General features: G+C 72.6%; 17 protein-coding genes and 1 pseudogene. 13 read left to right on the top strand and 5 right to left on the bottom strand.

Annotation, left to right across the window (positions count from 1 at the left end; all coding sequences use genetic code 11):
- Positions 1-29: 29 nt before the first annotated feature.
- From ACFWXO_RS24680 to ACFWXO_RS24655, 6 genes are all read left to right on the top strand, one after another.
- Positions 30-1988, top strand: coding sequence for an SMI1/KNR4 family protein (locus ACFWXO_RS24680; protein ID WP_380525978.1), 1959 nt, complete (start codon positions 30-32; stop codon positions 1986-1988).
- An 83-nt stretch (positions 1989-2071) separates the two neighbouring features.
- Positions 2072-2278, top strand: a complete 207-nt coding sequence (locus ACFWXO_RS24675; protein WP_380525976.1) for a hypothetical protein — start codon at positions 2072-2074, stop codon at positions 2276-2278.
- 105 nt (positions 2279-2383) lie between these two features.
- Positions 2384-3172, top strand: a complete 789-nt coding sequence (locus tag ACFWXO_RS24670) for an AAA family ATPase (RefSeq protein ID WP_375896427.1) — start codon at positions 2384-2386, stop codon at positions 3170-3172.
- 145 nt (positions 3173-3317) lie between these two features.
- The gene (locus ACFWXO_RS24665; protein ID WP_380525974.1) at positions 3318-3971 is read left to right on the top strand and encodes a helix-turn-helix transcriptional regulator; all 654 of its coding nucleotides are present in this window, start codon (positions 3318-3320) and stop codon (positions 3969-3971) included.
- A 32-nt stretch (positions 3972-4003) separates the two neighbouring features.
- Positions 4004-4474: a DUF3291 domain-containing protein gene (locus ACFWXO_RS24660; protein WP_380525972.1), complete on the top strand. Its 471-nt coding sequence runs from the start codon at positions 4004-4006 to the stop codon at positions 4472-4474.
- Positions 4475-4621: 147 nt separating this feature from the next.
- Positions 4622-5005 (top strand): peptidoglycan-binding protein, encoded by a 384-nt coding sequence (locus tag ACFWXO_RS24655; protein WP_380525970.1) that lies wholly within the window; start codon positions 4622-4624, stop codon positions 5003-5005.
- 215 nt (positions 5006-5220) lie between these two features.
- Here ACFWXO_RS24655 and ACFWXO_RS24650 read toward each other — a convergent pair whose 3' ends face one another.
- The gene (locus ACFWXO_RS24650; RefSeq protein ID WP_380525968.1) at positions 5221-5850 is read right to left on the bottom strand and encodes a CGNR zinc finger domain-containing protein; all 630 of its coding nucleotides are present in this window, start codon (positions 5848-5850) and stop codon (positions 5221-5223) included.
- A 184-nt stretch (positions 5851-6034) separates the two neighbouring features.
- On the opposite strand from ACFWXO_RS24650, the gene ACFWXO_RS24645 reads away from it, so the two are divergent.
- Positions 6035-7102: an alcohol dehydrogenase catalytic domain-containing protein gene (locus ACFWXO_RS24645; RefSeq protein ID WP_380525966.1), complete on the top strand. Its 1068-nt coding sequence runs from the start codon at positions 6035-6037 to the stop codon at positions 7100-7102.
- 102 nt (positions 7103-7204) lie between these two features.
- Complete coding sequence (locus ACFWXO_RS24640) at positions 7205-8188, top strand: alpha/beta hydrolase (protein ID WP_380525964.1); 984 nt, start codon at positions 7205-7207, stop codon at positions 8186-8188.
- Here the strand turns inward: ACFWXO_RS24640 and ACFWXO_RS24635 are convergent.
- Positions 8094-9278 carry a hypothetical protein gene (locus ACFWXO_RS24635; RefSeq protein WP_380525962.1) on the bottom strand — a complete coding sequence of 395 codons (1185 nt, stop codon included), beginning with the start codon at positions 9276-9278 and terminating at the stop codon, positions 8094-8096. The two genes, ACFWXO_RS24640 and ACFWXO_RS24635, sit on opposite strands and share 95 nt — an antisense overlap.
- Before the next feature lie 246 nt (positions 9279-9524).
- On the opposite strand from ACFWXO_RS24635, the pseudogene ACFWXO_RS24630 reads away from it, so the two are divergent.
- Positions 9525-10052, top strand: a pseudogene (locus tag ACFWXO_RS24630) (transposase); the annotation flags it as partial.
- On the opposite strand, the gene ACFWXO_RS24625 reads toward ACFWXO_RS24630, so the two are convergent.
- Both ACFWXO_RS24625 and ACFWXO_RS24620 read right to left on the bottom strand, forming a co-directional pair.
- Entirely contained in the window at positions 10045-10530 is a 486-nt protein-coding gene (locus tag ACFWXO_RS24625; RefSeq protein ID WP_380525960.1) for a hypothetical protein, read from the bottom strand. The pseudogene ACFWXO_RS24630 and the gene ACFWXO_RS24625 overlap by 8 nt on opposite strands.
- Before the next feature lie 624 nt (positions 10531-11154).
- A complete protein-coding gene (locus ACFWXO_RS24620) occupies positions 11155-12006 on the bottom strand; it encodes a ribosome-inactivating family protein (protein WP_380525958.1) in 852 nt (283 codons plus the stop codon).
- Between the two features lie 1209 nt (positions 12007-13215).
- On the opposite strand from ACFWXO_RS24620, the gene ACFWXO_RS24615 reads away from it, so the two are divergent.
- The 4 genes from ACFWXO_RS24615 to ACFWXO_RS24600 all read left to right on the top strand — a co-directional run bounded on the left by ACFWXO_RS24615 (position 13216) and on the right by ACFWXO_RS24600 (position 17122).
- Positions 13216-13389 (top strand): hypothetical protein, encoded by a 174-nt coding sequence (locus ACFWXO_RS24615; protein ID WP_380525956.1) that lies wholly within the window; start codon positions 13216-13218, stop codon positions 13387-13389.
- A 380-nt stretch (positions 13390-13769) separates the two neighbouring features.
- On the top strand, positions 13770-14174 hold the full coding sequence (locus tag ACFWXO_RS24610; RefSeq protein WP_380525954.1) for a peptidoglycan-binding protein: 405 nt from the start codon (positions 13770-13772) through the stop codon (positions 14172-14174).
- A 215-nt stretch (positions 14175-14389) separates the two neighbouring features.
- Positions 14390-14779, top strand: coding sequence for a peptidoglycan-binding protein (locus tag ACFWXO_RS24605; protein ID WP_380525952.1), 390 nt, complete (start codon positions 14390-14392; stop codon positions 14777-14779).
- Between the two features lie 1704 nt (positions 14780-16483).
- Positions 16484-17122, top strand: a complete 639-nt coding sequence (locus ACFWXO_RS24600; RefSeq protein WP_380525950.1) for a hypothetical protein — start codon at positions 16484-16486, stop codon at positions 17120-17122.
- A 303-nt stretch (positions 17123-17425) separates the two neighbouring features.
- Here ACFWXO_RS24600 and ACFWXO_RS24595 read toward each other — a convergent pair whose 3' ends face one another.
- A complete protein-coding gene (locus ACFWXO_RS24595; RefSeq protein WP_380526004.1) occupies positions 17426-18700 on the bottom strand; it encodes a hypothetical protein in 1275 nt (424 codons plus the stop codon).
- Positions 18701-18920 lie beyond the last annotated feature (220 nt).

Here is an 18920-nt window from a genome sequence, read left to right as displayed (position 1 = left end):
TGTCAGCGGCGGCTGACAGCATCGGGCGCATGACGCACACGACACCGCTCGACTGGCGGCCGTTCCTGCTCGGATGGAGCGGGGAGTGGTCGGACTCCCTGGCCGATGGCGGGACACGACGCGAGGAGGACGAAACGGCCCGGCGGGCTCGCTGGCTCGGGTTCCCGTCGGCCTCCGAGGAGCGGATCGTCGCCATGGAGGAGCGCCTCGGCCGTCGGATGCCCCCGTCGTACCGGGAGTTCCTCGAGGTCAGCGACGGATGGCGGAACGCCGGCGGGTTCATCGGCCTGCTGGCGGGGACGGCGGACGCGCGCTGGCACGACAACGAGTCCGCACTCGCGGACATCTTCGAGGAGCGCCTGGACGACGACGCCACGGACGCCGAGCGGCGGGGGGCGGGCATCTGGCGGCGAGGGCTCCAGCTCGATGTCGAGTCCGACATGACCCACGTCCTGCTGGATCCCGGGGACGTGGATGACGACGGCGAGTGGGCTGTGTACACGTGGGCGAGCTGGCGGGCCGCGCCGCCCGAACGGTACGCGAACTTCGCCGACTTCATGCGGGACATGCACCGAGAGTTCCACTGCCTGCGGGCAGGCCGCACCGACGGGGGACCGGAGTTCGCCAACGACCTGACGCGGGAGCTGGACACGCGGGTGGAGCGGGCCCGCCTGGAGGCGCTGCGCGGCGACTGGGAACGGGCCGGGCACGTGCTGGACGAGGCGAAGGGGTACGGCAGGCCGCGGGCCGCCGCACTGGGGGACCAGATGCGTCGCCTGCTCGGACGCACGTACATGGTGTACTTCGACGGCATGGCGGCCGACCCGCGTTACGCGCCCGAACTGCTCCCGGTGCTGGCCGCCGAGCACGTGGTCCGCGGGCACAGGGACGACTCCGCCCTGCTGTTCCACCTTCGGGGAGCCGGGCGGGAGGTGGTGTCGCTGGCGTTTGCGACGCTGGAGCGGGTGCGCAACGGCACGTACCGGTACACGGCGGCCGGACCGTTCGGGGAGGCGGTCGAACGGGCGAGGGAGTCGGCGCGGTGGGGCGACACCGACGGGGCGTGGCGGATTCTGACGGACGCCCTGCCGGCGTGGCAGCCATCGGGACCCGACCACTTGGCGCCGCTGGGATGGGTGGCCGACCCCCTGCTCGGGCCGCTGCTGACCCCGGAGCGGGGCTGCGAGCTGCTGTCCACCCCCAGGGGCGGACAGGCGGGCGAGGCACCGGGCCGCTCGGCCGACCGCGACCCGGGCGACCTGGCATGGCTCGCGGACCCGGACACCCCCGGCATCCCCACGTCCTACCGCTTCGTCCTGGTCGAGGGAGTGGCACCGGCGGACCTGCCGGGGCGCCTCGCGGACGGCGACGGGACGGTGCTGAACCGGCCCATGACCCGCGACGAAGCACGCGGCTTCGCGTCCCGCGGACCGGGGGCCGTCCCGTACGTCGACGACACGGCCCTGGCGGCGGTCGGTCGGGCCGGTCCCTGTTGGAGCTTCGCCTTCGAGGACGACGTCGCGTACTTCGACCTGCGGCGGTTCGTCTCCCCGGCCGCAGCGGCAGCCGGCGAGGGTACCCGCGCGGTGGTCGGGTGGGGCGGCCTGAGAAGCGGGCACGGGCGGCCCTTCTTCCATCTCTCCGTGGCACAGGACGGCGTCGAGCAGTACGCCTTCACGTACGCGGACGGGGAACTGCACCGTACCGGGCGGACGCCACCGGCGCTGGACCCGGACCGGTTCTTCGGCGAGGGGGAGGAGGTCACCGCCGCGGAGCGCCCGCTGCTGGAGGCCGTGTCCGGTGAGTTCGGAGTCCACCTGCCACGCCACGCGATCATGAACGGGCGACTACACACGTTCACCACTCGCCCATGGGCGCGGCCGCCCGGGAACGGGGAGCCCTTCGGAGCCGTTCCGGCCGACACGGTGCCCCCGGCGGACACCATCGCCACCCGGGACGAGTTCGTCGCCGGCCGGGCAACACCGTAGCCGGGCCGCCTCCGTACGGATACGGAGCCACTGGTCCGGCTTCCACCCGACGCCTCCACCCGGTCGTCGCTGGTACGGCGGCGGTGCGCGCCTCCAGGGTTCGGCGCGCGAACGGCAAGCCCACAGGGGGTACGAGGATCGGGGCAGGACGTGACGGCGACTTCAAGCTGCCGGCGGCGATCGGCATGCCGGGCGCCTGGCGCGACCCGGACTTCGAGACCAAGGCGGCCGCCACCATCGCCACCTGGCGTGCGGCGACGGCGAAGGCCACGGCCGAGCCCGCGACGTAGCCGGGGCACATGCGGCCCGGCCCCTCGTCTCCCGCTGCACCGGGCGGCGAGGGCCGACCCCGCCGCCCGGCGGCCGGTGTCGGTGCCCCGGCCTACGATCGTTCGATGAGTGTCTTCGCCCCGGGGTTCCTGCGTCACGTCCAGGTCGAACCGGGCCCCGAGGCCGGCGGCTACCCGTTCGACCTGCCCGTGGTCGCCCGCCTCGCCGAGTCGGGGCGGATCGAGTTCGCGCCCGGGGCGACGTTCCTGGTCGGCGACAACGGCTCGGGCAAGTCCACCCTGATCGAGGCGATCGCCACGGCCGCCGGGTTCAACGCCGAGGGCGGGTCGAAGTCCTTCCGCTTCGCCACCCGCTCCAGCGAGTCCGTCCTGGGGGAGCACCTGGTGCTGCGCTGGAACCGGCGCCCGCGCACCGGATACTTCCTGCGCGCGGAGAGCTTCTACAACGTCGCCACCGAGATCGAACGCCTGGACCGCGAAGGCCCGACCCCGCTGCTGCCCGCCTACGGCGGCCGCTCCCCGCACGAACGCTCCCACGGCCAGTCGTTCCTGGACCTCGCGCTCCACCGCTTCGGGCCGAACGGCCTCTACGTCCTCGACGAGCCGGAGGCGGCGCTCTCCGTGCAGGGCTGCCTGGCCCTGATGGTCAGAATGCGCGAACTCATCACCCAGGGAAGCCAGTTCGTGATCGCGACGCACTCGCCGATCCTGCTCGCCCTCCCCGGCGCCCGGATCCTGCAACTCGAAGCCGACGGCACCATCGAGCAGGTGGGATACGACCAAGCCGAGCCCGTCACGCTGACCCGCGCCTTCGTGAACCGGCCCGAGCGCTTCCTGCGCGACCTGTTCGGCGAGGACGAACCGGGCCCGACGGACGCATCCGGACCGTCCTGATCGACAGCAGCCTCCGCAGCCTCGTCGCCGACTGCCGTGCCCGTGCCTGTGCCCGCGTCGGCGCGCCGGGTGCGTTCGCCCGGGCCCGCCGGCCCCTGCGACCAGCCCCTCTATCTCCAATGGCCATTGTTCCTAGAATGGCCGCATGGAGCACATCGAAGCGATCGCCGCCCTGCACGACCCCGTGCGCCGCCGCCTCTACGAGTACGTGTCGGCCCAGGGCCGCGAGGTGGGCCGGAACGAGGCGGCGGAGGCCGTCGGGGTGGCGCGGACACTGGCGGCGCACCACCTGGAGAAGCTGGTCGAGGCCGGGCTGCTGGAGAGCGGCAGTCGCAGGCTCACCGGGCGGTCGGGGCCGGGGGCGGGGCGGCCGGCGAAGGTGTACACGCGCACGCGCGCCGAGCTGGGGGTGTCGCTGCCCGCGCGCGACTACCGGACGGCCGCCGAACTGCTCGCCGAGGCCGCCGAGCGGGCCGGGTTGGACGACGGGCTGCGCGCAGCCGCGCGGCGGAGGGGGGAGGCCGAGCGCGAAGCGGCCGCGCCCTGCGGGGGACTCGACGAGGCCGTCGCGCTGCTGGCCGCCCGCGGGTACGAACCCCGCCTGGAGGAGGGGGCCGTCCGCATGCGCAACTGCCCCTTCCACTCCGTCGCCGAGCGCTTCCCGCCCCTGGTCTGCGGCATGAACCTCGCCCTCCTGGAGGGACTTCTCGGCGCGGACGGCACCCTCCGTGCCCGGATGGACGCCCGGCCGGGGGAGTGCTGCGTGGTAGTCGAGCCTTCTAAAAACAATACTGATTGACATAGAAAGAAGGCCCGTGCTGGGATGGCGCCATGACCTCCCACCACCTCGCCCAGTTCAACGTTGCCACGCTCCGCCACCCCGTCGACGACCCGCGCATCGCGCCGTTCGTCGAGATGGTCTCCCCGATCAACGCTGCCGCCGACACCGCCCCCGGCTTCGTCTGGCGGCTCACCGCGGACGGGACGGACGACGCGAGCGCCCTGCGCCCGGCGGGCGAGGACGTCATCGTCAACATGTCGGTCTGGGAGAGCCAGGAGGCGCTGTGGGAGTTCACCTACCGCAGCGGGCACCTGGAGGCGATGCGGCGCCGGCGCGAGTGGTTCGAACGCAACGTCGAGGCGCACCTGGTCCTGTGGTGGGTCCCGGCCGGACACCTGCCGGACGTCGACGAGGCCCTGGAACGACTGGCCGACCTGCGCCAGAACGGCCCCTCCCCACGCGCCTTCACCTTCAACTCCCCTCGCACCCCGGACGCGGCCCCACCACCCACGGGCGCGTGAACGGCCGCTCCCGCCGGCCTGAGGACCAGCCCCCGGGGGGCAGGTCCTCAGGCCGTCCAAGTTGCGGGCGTTCAACCTGCGGCGGCGGAGCGCCGGCGCGTGCACGCCGTTCGGTAGGCCGGCGGCCCCGCTCAAGGAGCCGCGTCCGTGGCGACTGAGAGCACGCGCGCAATAGCACGGATCGCTGCGGGCCTGACGCTGTCGCTGTCCGTGGTCATCGGCCTCAGCGGAACGGCCGAGGCCTCCACCAGCGCCCCTTGTGTGCAGAAGGGGTCGCACGGACCCGCGGTTTCGTGTGTCCAGGCCTTCCTGAACGGTGTCGGCCTCGGCCACAGGATCGCCGTGGACGGCGGCTTCGGGGCGGACGCGAAGAGCACGGTCGAGGACTTCCAGCGCGTGTACGGCAACGGCCTTGACATCGACGGCGTTGTCGGGCCCAGGACCGGCACCGCCCTGTGGAACTCGTACTGGAAGATCAATCCGCTGGGCGTCATGGGCTATTGCCACGACTGCATCCCGACGACTTCGTAGCTTCGTAGCCTCGCCGATGATGCCAGACGGCCCTGCCACTCCTGCGAAGGAGCGGCAGGGCCGTCTGGCATCGTGGACGCGTCGATCGCGAACGCCCGCAGCCGGCGCCGCTGGTAGCCCGTGCCCGCGGTGTACGCGAGATGGGCGGCGGGCCGGTACGCCCCGGCGCCGCCGCCGGGCAGCTCCGGAGCGCGGCGGCGGCCTGGGAGCCCCGGTCAGGCGTCGTCGGCGGGCGTGTGCAGTCTCGCCCGGTAGGCGCGCTTCTTGACGAGGGCGCCGCAGGTCTTCATCGAGCACCAACGGCGGGCGCCCGCGCGGGAGGTGTCGACGAAGAGGGCGCCGCAGCCGGGGTTGCCGCAGACACGGACGCGGGTGCGGTGCTCCGAGGCGCAGAGGGCGATCAGGTCCCGGGCGACCATCGAGAGCACCGCCGCGATCGAGTCGCCGTGCCGGCGCACGGTGGCCGCGTCGGGGGCGAGTTCGGGCCTCGGGGGCGGCTCGGCGGCGGCGCGGTTGACGAGCGCGATGTCCGCGGGGGAGGGCGGGACGGCGTCCGCCAGGGCGCGGCCGGTTCGCTGGATCGCCTCGCGCAGCTGCCCGGCGTGGTCCAGGTCGGCTTCGGTGCAGGGCGGCGCGGCTGTCGTGCAGGCGCTCTGCACGGCCCAGCGGCTCAAGTCCTCGGGCCGGGCCAGCCGTTCGAAGGGCGTGCCGGTGCCGCGGTCGGCCAGGGTGCCGGCGAAGGCGAAGCACAGCCGGGCGTCGTCGAAGCGGAAGTCGGTCTTGGCGCGCTGGCGTCCCTCGCGGCCGCCGTCCTTGCCGCCCGTGTCCTCCACACTGCTCTCCATGTCCACCACTTTATGCGGTTGACATGTTTTCGGGCAAACGGCTAGCTTTCAGGTCCACCGCTTGAACCGGTGGACTTTTGACGTTCGGGCGATCGCTCCCCGATTCCCCCCGACTCACCCCCGCTTCCCCCAACTCGCCACCGCTTCCCGCAACTTCTCCCCCCCAGCACGAGGAGGCCGCGCCATGCGCGCCGCAGTCATCGAGGAACTCCGCAAGCCGCTCGTCCTCCGCGACGTGCCCGACCCCGTCTGCCCGCCGGACGGCGCGATCGTGCGCGTCGGGGCGAACGGGATCTGCCGGACCGACTGGGCCCTGTGGGCCGGGCAGTTCTGGACGGGCGGACCGCGGGTCGAGGCCCCGTTCGTCCTCGGCCACGAGTTCGCCGGCACCGTCGTGGAGGTCGGCCGCGAGGTTCGGGGGTGGAAGGAGGGCGACCGCGTCATCTTCCCGATGAACCCCGGCGAGGGCTCGTGCGAGATGTGCCGCAGCGGCAACCAGCACGTCTGCGACCACGTCGACGCACTCGTGCCCGGGGTCTCCTACTGGGGCGCCTTCGCCGAGTACGTCATGGTCCGCTTCGCCGACGTCAACCTGGTCGAAGTGCCCGAGGGCGTCGGTTTCGTGGACGTCGCCGCGCTGGCCTGCCGCTACATGACGGCCTTCCACGGGGTCGTCGACCAGGCGCGGATCCGCGGCGGCGAATGGGTCGCGGTGTACGGCGCCGGCGGCGGCATGGGACTGTCGACGGTGGAGATCGCCGCGGCGACCGGCGCCAACGTCATCGCGATCGACATCACGCAGGACAAACTGGACGCCGCCCGCGCGCTCGGCGCCGTCCACACCGTCAACGCGGCCGCGACCGACCCCGTCGAGGCCGTGAAGACCCTCACCGGCGGCGGCGCGCACGTGTCGGTCGACGCCGTCGGCATCGCCGCCGCCTGCCGCAACTCCGTGCTCTCCCTGCGCACCCGCGGCCGCCACCTCCAACTCGGGCACACCACCGCCGCGGAACAGGGGGACGTCGCGCTGCCGGTCGACGTCATGATGGTCAAGGAACTGGAGTTCCTGAGCGCCTTCGGCATGCAGGGCCAGCGCTTCGGCACGATGCTGAACATGATCGCCGCCGGCCGGCTCAGCCCCGGCCGCATCGTCTCGCGCACCGTCGGCCTCCACGAGGCGAGCGAGGTCCTGGAGTCCCTGGAGACGTACGGGCCCACCGGCATCGTCGTCATCGATGCCTTCCGCCCCTGAACCCTCCGAACCGGCCTGAACCAGTCCGAACAGGCCTGACCGTCCGAACCCTCTGAACCCTCTGAACCGTCCGAACCGTCCCCCCGAAGAGCAGGCACACCCATGCCCGATTCCCGCCGACTGATGGACCAGGAACTGAGCCTGGCCCTCGACGCGGTCCCCATGACCCCCAACGGTGCGTTCGACCTGACCGACCTCGCCACGACGCGCGCCGCCTTCCGCGCCCAGGCCGAAGCGGCCGCCGACAGCCTTCCCGCCGACCCGTCGGTCACCATCGAGGAACACCTCGCGAGCCGAACCGACGGCCCCGACGTACCGGTCCGCCTGCTACGGCCCACGGCCGCGCCGGGACCGCTGCCGGTGCTGCTCTGGTTCCACGGCGGCGGACAGGTCCTCGGCTTCGCCGCCCAGGACGACCCGTGGCTGACCCGGCTGGGCGCGAGCCTCGGCTGCGCCGTCGCCGTCGTCGACTACCGGCTCGCCCCGGAGACACCCGCCCCCGGCGCCGCCGAGGACGGCTTCACCGCCTACCAGTGGCTCGGCCGCGAGGCGGACGCCCTGGGCCTGGACGGCACCCGCATCGGCATCGCCGGCCAGAGCGGCGGCGGAGGCATCGCGGCGGCCACCGCCCTCCTGGTCCGCGACCGCGGCGGCGCGACACCCCTGTTCCAGTCACTGACCTATCCCATGCTCGACGACCGCAACCGAACCGCGTCGAGCCACGAGATCACCGACATCGGCATCTGGGACCGCTCGACCAACCTCCTGGCCTGGCAGGCGATCCTGGGCGACCGCGCCGGCACCGACGACGTCTGCCCGTACGCGGCCCCCGCCCGCGCCGCCGACCTCGAAGCCCTGCCGCCCACCTTCATCACCGTCGGCGACCTCGACTGCTTCCGGGACGAGGACCTCAGCTACGCCACCCGCCTGCGCGCCCAGGGCGTCCCCGTCGAGCTCCACCTCTACCCCGGCGCCTACCACGCCTTCGACCTCATCGCCCCCGCCTCCCGACTGGCCGCCACCTTCCACCGGACCTGGTTCGACTACCTCGCCCGCCAGTTCCACACCACACCGGCCCCCACCTGACACCGCACCCCACCTGACACCGACCCCGACGGACACCGCCCGCCGAGTTCCCCGGCCGGCTCGCGGCCGCCCGGCCCCGGGCCGGGGGACGGAAGTCATTGCACCACCTCGACGCACGGGTGTTCCAGGGAGAGCGGGCAGCGGTAGAGCTGCAGGACGTTGCCGCGCCCGATGGCTGTCCCGAGGTCGAAGTCGAGGCGCCGGTCCTCGACGGGGCCCAGCCGCCGCCACCCACGACGTCGGGGTCGATGGTCAGCAACGGCCGCATGACGGCCCGGCACTCCTCGCAGTACGCCGTGTACGGGTCCATGGAGGCACACGGGGCCCAGCCGCCGACCTTCCACCCGGGGGCCACCGCCAGCTCGAACCGGTAGTAGGCCCGGTACTCCCCGATATTGCGGTACAGCGGGTCGGTACCGGCCAACTCCCGCTCGCACCAGCCCTCACACCAGCCCTCGATGCGCTCCGCGAGGCCGTCCGCCAGCTCCAGCGGGGCCGGGTACTCCGTCACCACCTCGGGGTGCAACACGCACGGCTCCGGCAGATACTCGCCGTGCCCGGCGACCTCGGCGGGTAGCGGCGGCGCGGTCAGCAACTCACCTACCAAGGCGGAGGAGCGCCACAGAACCTTCGGCGCCGGCGCCCACTGGGGGTCGTGTTCCAGCGGGCACCACAACACCTGCATCACATCGGCGTCCCCAGGACACGGCAGCAGCGGTACGTCCCGCGCGTAGAGCTGGGCGACCGGCAGCATCGCGTTCGGCCGCCCGCTCCACGGGTGCCCGGCGAAGGTGGCCTCCAGCGCCGCGTCCTGCTCCGCCGTGCGGCCCGTCGTCCCGTACAGCGCCCGCCGAAGCCGGACGTCGGCGACGGACACCGCGGTCCCGCCGTCGTGCTCCTCCGGGTGCGGCCCCGCGCAGACCGGCCACGGCTCACCGGCGGGCCACAGCAGCGGCCCGCCGACCGAGCTGTCGCGCACGCCGGGTGCGCCCGGGCGCGGATGCAGCCGGACCGCCTGCCGGGCGAGCGGCGCCAACTCCGGGAAGACGGTGGCGATGTCGACCGGGCGCGGCGGCGTGACACGGACCATCGGTGGCTCATCCCTCCAGCGGTGAACGGGTGCACGGACCATAGCCCCCACCCCTGACACCACCGCAGCCGGAGCCAGCCCCCGTTACCTTCCTGGTGGCCCCGCAACGGGGCTCCCGGCCTCCGGTCCGGCATGACTGTTCCCCCCTGTAGTTCGCATGATCCGGGGGGTGGTGTCACCGGGCCGGAGGCATCGGTAGACCGCTGATAGAGGCAGGACCACCAGCGTGCTGGGAGGCTCTTCGTAGAGCAGACCGTGGTCGTCCCGGGTACCGAGGCGGCCGCGCTGATCGTGCCGAGCCTGGCCGGCTCGCTGCGGGCCGTCCTCGACCAGCGCAAGCTCCTGGAGAAGCGGATCCAGGAACTGCTGGACGAACACCCGCTGTCGCAGATCCTGACCTCCATGCCCGGCATCGGCACCCGGACCGGCGCCCGCGTCCTGATCGACGTCGGGGACGCGAGCGCGTTCCCGACCGCCGCCCACCTCGCCTCCTACGCCGGCCTCGCCCCCGCGACCCGCAGCTCCGGATCCTCCATACGCGGCGAGCAACCCTCCCGGAGGGGCAACAAACAGCTGAAACGGGCATTCTTCCTGGCCGCATTCGCCCCGCTCGGCGACCCGGCCTCCCGCACCTACTACGACAAGAAGATCGGCCAGGGCAAACGCCACACCCAGGCCCTCCTCTGCCTGGCCAGACGCCGAGTCGACGTCCTGTTCGCCATGCTCCGCGACGGCACCTTCTACGAGTCCCGGCCCGCCGAAGCGGTCACCTGAACTGCGGGTCCGCCATCAGGAGCACGCGGTCTGCGTCGGGATCGAACCCGAGCACCGGGTGCCCGTAGTCGCCTTCGGCGGTCATGACCACGGGCTTGCCCAGCCGGCGGCCGACCGCGGTCAGGAGCCCGCACAGGACGTCCACTCCCTCCTGGCCCTGAAGCTCGCGGAGGTCGACATCGAAGTCGATCCCCTCGGCAGACCACGGACGGAAGATCGCCAGCACGCCCGGGACCGGCCACACCCGCAGTTCGACCGTCTCGGCATCGGCCGGACGCGTCAGTACTTCCACAGCCAGAGGCAACGGCCCGGCGACTCCGCCCTCCGTGAACTCCCACGCCCAACCATCCGAGCGGACCAGATCGAACACCGCCTGCCAGTCCGCCGCCGAGGTGCCCTCCACGAACACATCCGGCAGAGCACCCATCACGTCAGGGTCGAAGAAGTTCCTGACGTCGTCCCACAGCAGATCCGGCATCCCACCATGCTGCCCGCCCACGGCTCCAGAACGCAGCCCGATTTCCTTGACGAACCCCATAGAGGCACCCCCCGGAAACACCGACAGCAGCCCCCGGCCCGGCGGCTGTCGGTGGCTGTCGACGGCCGAGCTTCCCGGCTGATGATCGATACGGAATCAGCAGGGTTTCTCCGTTGGGTCTTTCGTGCTTTCCGAGCACGGTGTCGACGTCCGGCCCGTCCCAGCGGCCTCGTGGCCTTGCCCGGGTCGTCGTCCTCCTCGTCCGCCCCCGCCCGGTCCCGCCTCGCGCCGGGCTCGACCCCGGCCGCCGCCCCGTTCACTGCTGCGCCGCTGCCGTCACCCCCGAGGATCCGTTCCGGCCCGCAGGCCCCCGCCGGCGAGCCCGCCGGCCAGGACGCCGTGGTGTGCCCCGCCCCCGGGTCGGGCTGGGGCCGGCCGGTGCCGTGTCGGCGTCCTGGGGCTTCCTGGAAGGACTCGACGACTCCAGCGCGACCCTGCTTCCCCCGCAACCGGGCCGCCTGACCCGTCTCCGCCATCGCGGCCGACGGCTACCGGGAGCCGACGGCCGGACAGGCCGTGCTGTTCGGCGCGGAGCGGGCCGGCCAGGACTCCTTCCATCAGGGATCAGAGTTGGGCGACGGAGCCCATCACCTCGACGAAGGAGAGCCGGGTGCGCAGGTCGTTGAAGTTGCGGACGGTGTTGCCGAAGAGGTTGAGGTAGGACGAACCGTTGCGGCGGACGTCGTGGGCGAAGCGGGAGATCTCGTCCCACTGGTTCTCCAGCCCGGCGAGGTCCCGGCCGAGCGGGGTCTCGTTGTGGTTGTAGATGTTGTTGTAGACCTGGGAGAAGATCGGGCCGAAGCGGGCTGCCTCGGAGAACGCCTGGATCATGAGCAGCAGGGACGCGCCGACGCTGTCGTTGTAGCCGGTGGCGTGGCCGAGCACGTAGGCCGCGTTGTAGAGCGTGGCCGGGGTGATCCGGAGGTTCTCCCGGTTGTTGCCGCCGGGCAGGCTGGTGTAGTTGCCGGTCCGGACCAGGCTGCGGGTGCCGACGCCGAGCGAGGCCCCCATGTCGCGGCCGTCGGCGAAGGAGAAGTGGTGCCGGCCGGAGGCGGCGTCGCCGCCGTACGGGGCGTAGAAGCCGGCCAGGTAGAGGTTGTCGGCCCAGAAGTAGAGGGAGACGAGCTCGTTGCCGCCGGTGTCGCGGATGCGGATCTGGACGATCCGGGAGGGGTCGGTCGTGGTCTGCATGACCGCGTTCTCGTGGGTGGCGTTCCCGTAGGTGTTCTGGTGCAGGCCGTCGACTGCGTGGTAGTACCGAGCGGCGTGCTCCTGGCCGCCGTCGGTGACCCGGGAGATGTCCCAGTCGACGATTCGGTAGTTGGTGGCCGACGCGGTGCCGCTGAGACCGGTCACCAGCCCGAGGGCCAGGGCGACGCAGATCAGCGCGGAGTGCAGCTTCTTCAGGGGGTTCACAGGATTCAGGGGTTCCCGTCAGGTGGATCGAGGCCTGGTGGCGGCCCGTTCGGTGAGGTCGGCTCAGCCTAAGTACCCGATTCACACCCCTTCGTTCCCACCACGCACACGCCATCGCCCGTGCGCGCACAGGGGCATCAGGTGTGCTGCGGCTCCCGGACGGACGCGCCGTCGGCAGGTGCGCTCTCTGCCGCTCGCTCCAACGCCGGATCCTGCCCGAGCTTCTGGCTGACCAGGCCGTGGAACGGTGTGACTCGGTCGGGTCGAGTCAGCGGCGGCAGGCGGAGAACCGGCCGGCCACACGGCCTCGACGGCCTCAGCCGAGGCGGTCCCCGGGGGAGGGGAGCGGGCGGCGCTCGCCCGCGCGAGGAGCGCCAGGGCCTGCTCGGAGGCGGAGTCGGCGGGGGTCGTGCACACGACGAGCACCTGGTCGGGCGAAGGGGCGCGTGGCAGGAGCAACGCCACCGGCCGGCAACCGACTTCTGGAACCCGCGGACCAACGAGTGCGGGTCGCACGCAGCGGGCCGACGTTCGCCGTCAAGCAGTGGGCCGGATTCTCCCGCCTGTCCTGACCCTTGACCCCTGAGCCCTGAGCCCGCCGAAAGGACCTACCCCCCGTGCCCCGACAGGAAGATCCGCTCGTCAAGACCCCGGCGGGGGCCGTGCGCGGCCTGCGCACCGCGACCGCCGCCGACCCGCTGGCCGGGCTCAGCCCGTTCGGCCTGGTCCTGCCCGTCCAGCTGGCTGATGCCCTCGCCCACGGACCGACCCGCGACGTCGACCTGCCCATCGGCACCAACACCCGGGAGGCCCACCTCTCCCTCGTACCGCAGGACGCGCTGGAACCCACCACCGAAGCCGACCTGCTCACCCTCGCCGCCCGCCTGCACACCGACCCGCACGGTGCCCTCACCGCCCACCGCACGGCCCGCCCCGACGACACACCGGGCGGAACTGCGCTCGGCCCGGCTCGGAGCGGCCCTGTTCGAGACCGGCACGGCGCGCATGGCGGCGGCCCACGCTCGGATCTCCGGCGGCCGCACCCACCGCACCCACCGCACTCGCCGCCCGCGTCCACGGCGCCTGGACCACCTTCGCCGGCAGCGGCGACCCGGGCTGGCCCCGCTACGGCCCGCTGCGCCCCGCGGCGGAGCCCTCGGCCGCGGCGCGGCGGCGTTCCGCTGAGTCGTCGCGTCCCACGATGCCCGGGTGGTGGGCCGGATCACCGAGCTGCGCGCCCACCGCGCCGAGCCCCAGTTCACCACCGCGGCGGGGGCCTCCGCCGCCGGGGCCGGGGCCGGGGCCGGGGCCGGGGAGGGCGGGCCGCCGGCCCCCGCCAACCGCACTGGCCTCGGCGACGACCCGGCCTTCCGCCCGGGCTGAGGGTTTGCGGTTGGTTGAGAAGCATCGGGTCGTGCGGGGTGGTGTTCGGATGCCGGCCCGGCGCGGTGAGGCCGTGGCGGCCGCGCGCACCGGGGCGAACCGGCCGCCGGGAGGGCTCAACTGGCCTGGGGCCGTCTCAAGATGGGGGAAGGCCCGCGGAGTGTCCGCAGGTGAGCTCGGTGGGACGGGCCGTTGGGACGGGGGAGGGGCGTGTTGAGACGCCGAACCGTCGCGGGTGGGGCCGACCGGACCGCACGATGATCAAGCCCGGCGCCGGGATGCCGATGGTCGCACCGCGCAGCCGCGCCACCCGTCATCCCCTGCGAAGCCGGCCCGCCCGCAGCCCACGCAGCGAGCGGCGACTACGGAGGAGCCACGTCATGAGTTTCCGCAAGCGCATCGCCACCACCCTGGCCACCGCCGCCCTGGCAGGCGCCGCCCTCACCGCCGGCACCGGTACGGCCGACGCGACCCCGGGCGCGTCCTACATCACCCAGGGCCAGAACGGCTTCCAGGTCTACTGCGTGCAGGTCGGCATCAACTGGGCCACCTGGAGCAGCGCGCACGTGTGGCCCGTCGACGGCTCGTTCGGGCCGGACACGCTCGCCCAGCTCCAGCAGTTCCAGCACGACTCCGGCCTCAAGGCCGACGGCATCGTCGGGCCGGACACCGGTGACAAGCTCTGGCAGGCGCTCCAGATCGACATCTCCAAGAACAACAACCCCCAGAGCGGGTACGGCCTTCCGGTCAGCAGCTGCTACGACGTGCTGCCCACCCACGGCTGACGGCTCCGCCCTTCGCCGTGACACCTCCGCAGGCGGCCACAGGCCCGAACAGCGAACGCCCGCCGCCTGACGGCCGACCGGAAAACGACGAGCCGTCAGATCGTCGGCCCCGGGGCCCAGCTGCCATCACGCGACGGCGGCCGACAACGGCGGACTCGCCGGTCCGTCCGTGGCCGCACGAAACGATCCTCCCCATCACCACCCAAGGAACCCACATGATCAAGAATGTCATCGGCCGCGGTCTCGTGGCCGCCGCTGCCCTCACGCTCGCCACGGTCGGGCTGACCGGTACCGCGCAGGCGTCGACCACCGCACCCTGGCTCGGCTACGGCCACACCACCTCGGGCACCGGGGTGTGGTGCGTGCAACACCTCGTCAACGACTACCTGCGCGCGGGCAGCAGCCCGACCATCGACGAGGACAGCCAGTGGGGTCCGAAGACGGACGGCGCCGTGCGGGACTTCCAGGCGCACGTGTACGGCAACCTGCAGCAGGACGGCATCGTCGGCCCGCAGACGGGCAGCAAGCTGCTCAACTACGACTGGACCGACCCGTACGCCGGACCCAACGGCTCGTGCCGGCCGTTCGTCCCGACGGTCAGCTGACAGCCGGAACCGGAAGGTGCGGGTGAGCCCCGGACGACTACCGCCCAGCAGCCGTCCGGGGCTCACCCGCGTCGAGAGGCGGTATCGCCCCAGAGCGGTGTGCGGCACGCTCGTCTCCCCACATGCGCGCGCTGACGAAGGCGCAGGAAGAGATCCTGCGGAACCCCTTTCGACGTGCCCGACCTAACGCGGGGCCTCGCGGAAGCCGTGCGCAACGACACCGACCGCGACAGCACCGGCGCCATCCCGACGCGACTCCTGCCGTAGCTCCTGCTGTGACTCCCGATGCGGCTCCCGATGCCGGCACCCCGGACCCGGGCGGTCGACGGCATCGGTGCAGCTCAACCGGCCCGTCGCCGGGGCCGGAAAATCCGACATCCCTCTGCGCGCCCCTGTTGTCCCGGTGGTGGTTGGTGCGCTGTCGAGCCAGGTGGGCCTGTGGCGCCGGTTGACGGCCCCGGCGGCCGGGTGCCGCCGGGCGGTCGTCCGTCCAGCCGCAGGGCCGCCCTGCCGGGCCGGCACCCGGGCTCGCCCCCGGGCCCGCCGCTGCGCCGGCGACTGCTGGTTGTCCATCGAAGCCGCCCTGGGCGACCCAGCCGGCGATGCGCACGTTCGGCTTCCGTTCCAGGAGCGTGCCGGGGTTCTTCGGCGGTGCCCCCGTGAGCAGCGTCGCGTCCTGGCCGACACCGCCGTCACGTCGGCGCCGGGCCGGTGCGCGCCGACCGGTGCGCTCACCCCGAGGCGCGCGAGGAGGTGCTTGACGACGCCGACCTGCTCGTCCGTTCCGGGCGTGAGCGTCACGGCCACCAGGCGTGCCCACGGATGGGTCGCGAGGGCGCACAGGGTGAAGACGTCGTCGGGGTCGCCGGTCTCCATGTCGAGCACGATCGGGATGGCCATGCCCGTGACCGTGCCGATCCGACGGGGCGTCACCAACGGGATTTCGGCGGGGCGGGGCCCGCGTCGGGCGCAGGTGTGTTCGTAGACGAAGCGATCTGGAGCCCGGGCATCATGGGCAGCTCGCTCCTGGACATCCACGTCGACCAGGAGAAGACGGACGCCCGAAGGCGCCCGTCACCGTTCGGTGGTGGTCGGCGCCTTCGGGCCCGTCGGCCTGTCCGCCGTCGGGGTCGCCCCGGGGAGCCGCTGCGCCGTCGCGCCCGGGGCCGTGTCGTCGATGCGCATGAGTCGGGTGCGGGCGTAGCTCCCGGTCCCCGACCGGGAGCTGCGCCCGGAACGGGTGCCCCGTGGCTGCGTGGGCGGCCTGCCGTTCGGCCTCCTCCAGCCGGGAGGACTCGGCGTGCTGCTCCTCGCTCACCCCTTGCCGGGCGGCGGCCAGGTCGCCGTCCCACCGCGGCAGGCCGGCCAGGAAGGCGGCCCGCTCGGCACGCACCGCTACCAGGGCGCGCCGTGCCTGGCGGAGATCGTCGGGGGGTGCGCGCATCCCAAGCAGGCGGGGGAGCCACCGCGACGGGGACACCTCCGGGCCGGAGTCTGGGGAGCGTCACCCGGCAAAGGCCCACAAGGCAGACCCTGTCAGGGTGCGGACCGGGTCCCGTCGCCCTGGCGGCGGCCCGAGGGCACCGGCCGCCCCCCCCCAGGCCCGGGGCACAAGGGCATGCTCCGGCAGGGGAGGAGGGGCCCACGGGGAAGGCGGACGGCCCGCGGGACCGGCGCCCGTGGCGCGGACCGGCGGCGGGTCAGGTGCTGCGCGGCCTGATCGCCGTGCTGGGGCTGGCGATCGTGGTGTTCGGCTTCGTCCGCTACCACGATGCCTACGACGAGGGCCGGGCCTACCTCGACGCACCTGTCTGCCGTGCCACGGCCGACGGGGTGGCACAGGCGGACTGCCTGCGTCCCGAGAGCGGCCGGGTGACGAAGAAGTGGGTGGACACCGACAGCGACTCGACCTCGTACCGCCTCGCGGTTCTCCGGGAGAACGCGCCGGGCCGCACCTACACGGTCGACGAGTCGTTCTACGACGCGGTGGACGTTGGCTCGACCGTGGAACTGCGCTTCTGGCGGGGCCGGGTGGCCGAGGTCATCCACCAGGGGCACCGAACCGACCCGCAGACCGCGCCGTGGGCCCTGATGTTCCGGATCGGGCTGCTGGTCGCGGCGGGCACGGCGCTGCTGGCCGGCGGCCTGGCCGGGGCGTTCCTGAAGGCATGGAGGATCCAGACGGTGATCCTGGTCCCGTTGTTCCTCCTCACCTGGGGCGCCGGTGCGCGGCTGCTGGCCTGGCGCTGGCCACAGGCCCTCACCATGGGCCTGCCGGCGCTGGCCTGGCTGATCGCCGCCGCCCTGGCGACGGCCGTGGCCGTGGCGGCGGCGCAGGACTGAGCGGCCGCGACCGGCTCTGGGCGCAGCCGCGGGTGGTCACCCTGGGAGCGGGTCTTCACCGCCCTGCTCGCCCAGGCCGACGCCGAGGGTGACCCGGAGCGGATCGTCTCGGTCGACTCCACGATCGTGCGCGCGCACCAGAACGCAGCCTGGGCCCGCCGAAGGGGGCCCCGGCCGGGAACTCAGAGCCGCTCAGGCGCCTACGGCATGTCCGTGGAGTAGGCCCAGGCCGTCCGACCTCGGTCCACGTGAGAGGGAAGTCGGGCGGCCTGGGCCGGGGGCACCGCGTCAAGCGGGGAAGAGTCAGACCTTCACCAGGTCATACGTGCCCGTACCGTCCTGCCTGCCGCTGGAGTACTGGCGGATCAACTCCCCGTCCGCGTAGCGGTCGTGGCCCAGCATCGAGCCGGTGTACTTGTTCTGCAGGCCGATCTTCGAGCCGCCAGGTACGTCGCGGTAGATGGAGAACCGCTGGAGGTCGTCCTCCCCGCAAGGGGCCGTTGTGAGGTAGGCCTGCTCCTGGTTGGCGATGTTGGCCGGGATGGTCGCGCACCCGCCATTGCCCCAGTTCCACAGGGACGCCTCGACAACCCCGTTGCGCTCCGTCACGTTGCACAGCCGCCAGTTGTCCAGGTGGGCGCTCGTCCAGTTGGATTCGCGCAGCCGGACGCCATCGTTGGCCAGGAGCGGTGCACTCCAGTTCAGGGGCTTGCCGGGGACGTGGATCCTGTAGACGTCAGGTTGGCAGTTCAGGGCGGCCCGCGTGGCGGGCGCACTGGCCCGCGAGGTGGCCGTCTTGCCCGCTGTGCCCTTCGCTGCCGCGTCCCTGGCCGCGGTGGCCTTGGCGGAAGCCACCGGCCCTGGTGCGTGTCCGGCCCGGGGCGGGGTCTCGCAGTCCAGGAGACCCTGCGCCTTGCGCATGATGCTGTTGGCGGGCACCTTGTCCTCGCAGCGCACCGCGCCCTCTTCGAGGGTGGTGTAGGTGGTGTAGCTGCCGCTGTCCGGTCCCTCGATCCACTGCAGCGCCCAGCTGCCGTCGCCCTGTTGGACGCGGTTGCAGTTGAGGCTTCCGTAGGTGCCGGTGACCTTCTTGGTGCCCTTGTAGACGCCGTAGTAGCCGGGGTCGTTGAAGTTCCAGCTGACCGAGGTCGACTCGCTGCTGGTGGAGGAGTAGTTCACCTGTACGTTCAGGCCCAGCATCGCACCGACGGTGCCGAGGGCTTCGACGGCGAAATCGCCCTTGATCTCGCCGTTGAGGCCGACGGAGACCGAGACGGTGGTTTGGGTGCTGGTGGTGACGTTCTGGTAGCCGGTCGAGCCCGCGGTGACGTACCAGCCCTTGAAGTGGGTGATCGTCGGGGCGACTTCGGTCGACTTGATGAACGGGTGGCGCTTGCCCAGGTCGGCCGCCGTGCAGGACTGCCCGGCCTGAACGACGCCGGCGCCGGCGGCGGGGGTGGCGTCCTGGGCGGCGGCGGGGCCGGCCACGGCAACCATGGCGGCGAGCGTCGATGCAGTGGCCGTGGTGAGGGCGATCAGCCCTCTGGCCCAGCGGCCGGAAGCTCCTAAGTGGCTCATCATGCCCTTTCCTCGGCCGGGTGCCGTGACGCCCCGGGCCGGAACCCTGCCAGCTGTGTGGTGGGGAGCGGTGGTCGGTGAGGCGAATTTAGCGTCGGCAGCGATGCAGTGGCGATGACGGAATCGGACGGTCCGAGGCGGAACTCATTGCCTTTCAACGGCTATAGGAAAGTCTTGACCTGACCGAGGTTCATCAGGATTTCATCGGCGGAGCTACAAT

Origin of the sequence: Kitasatospora sp. NPDC059088 (assembly GCF_042738155.1) — a bacterium.
Taxonomy (GTDB): Bacteria; Actinomycetota; Actinomycetes; order Streptomycetales; family Streptomycetaceae; genus Kitasatospora.
The sequence above is the reverse complement of the archived record's forward strand: the minus strand, read 5'-3'. Positions and strand labels throughout refer to the sequence as shown.

Coding starts and splice junctions, on each gene's coding strand:
- ACFWXO_RS24680 (WP_380525978.1), top strand. CDS start 30: ATGACGCACACGACACCGCTCGACTGGCGGCCGTTCCTGCTCGGATGG.
- ACFWXO_RS24670 (WP_375896427.1), top strand. CDS start 2,384: ATGAGTGTCTTCGCCCCGGGGTTCCTGCGTCACGTCCAGGTCGAACCG.
- ACFWXO_RS24665 (WP_380525974.1), top strand. CDS start 3,318: ATGGAGCACATCGAAGCGATCGCCGCCCTGCACGACCCCGTGCGCCGC.
- ACFWXO_RS24660 (WP_380525972.1), top strand. CDS start 4,004: ATGACCTCCCACCACCTCGCCCAGTTCAACGTTGCCACGCTCCGCCAC.
- ACFWXO_RS24650 (WP_380525968.1), bottom strand. CDS start 5,850: ATGGAGAGCAGTGTGGAGGACACGGGCGGCAAGGACGGCGGCCGCGAG.
- ACFWXO_RS24645 (WP_380525966.1), top strand. CDS start 6,035: ATGCGCGCCGCAGTCATCGAGGAACTCCGCAAGCCGCTCGTCCTCCGC.
- ACFWXO_RS24640 (WP_380525964.1), top strand. CDS start 7,205: ATGCCCGATTCCCGCCGACTGATGGACCAGGAACTGAGCCTGGCCCTC.
- ACFWXO_RS24635 (WP_380525962.1), bottom strand. CDS start 9,278: ATGGTCCGTGTCACGCCGCCGCGCCCGGTCGACATCGCCACCGTCTTC.
- ACFWXO_RS24625 (WP_380525960.1), bottom strand. CDS start 10,530: ATGCCGGATCTGCTGTGGGACGACGTCAGGAACTTCTTCGACCCTGAC.
- ACFWXO_RS24610 (WP_380525954.1), top strand. CDS start 13,770: ATGAGTTTCCGCAAGCGCATCGCCACCACCCTGGCCACCGCCGCCCTG.
- ACFWXO_RS24605 (WP_380525952.1), top strand. CDS start 14,390: ATGATCAAGAATGTCATCGGCCGCGGTCTCGTGGCCGCCGCTGCCCTC.
- ACFWXO_RS24595 (WP_380526004.1), bottom strand. CDS start 18,700: ATGAGCCACTTAGGAGCTTCCGGCCGCTGGGCCAGAGGGCTGATCGCC.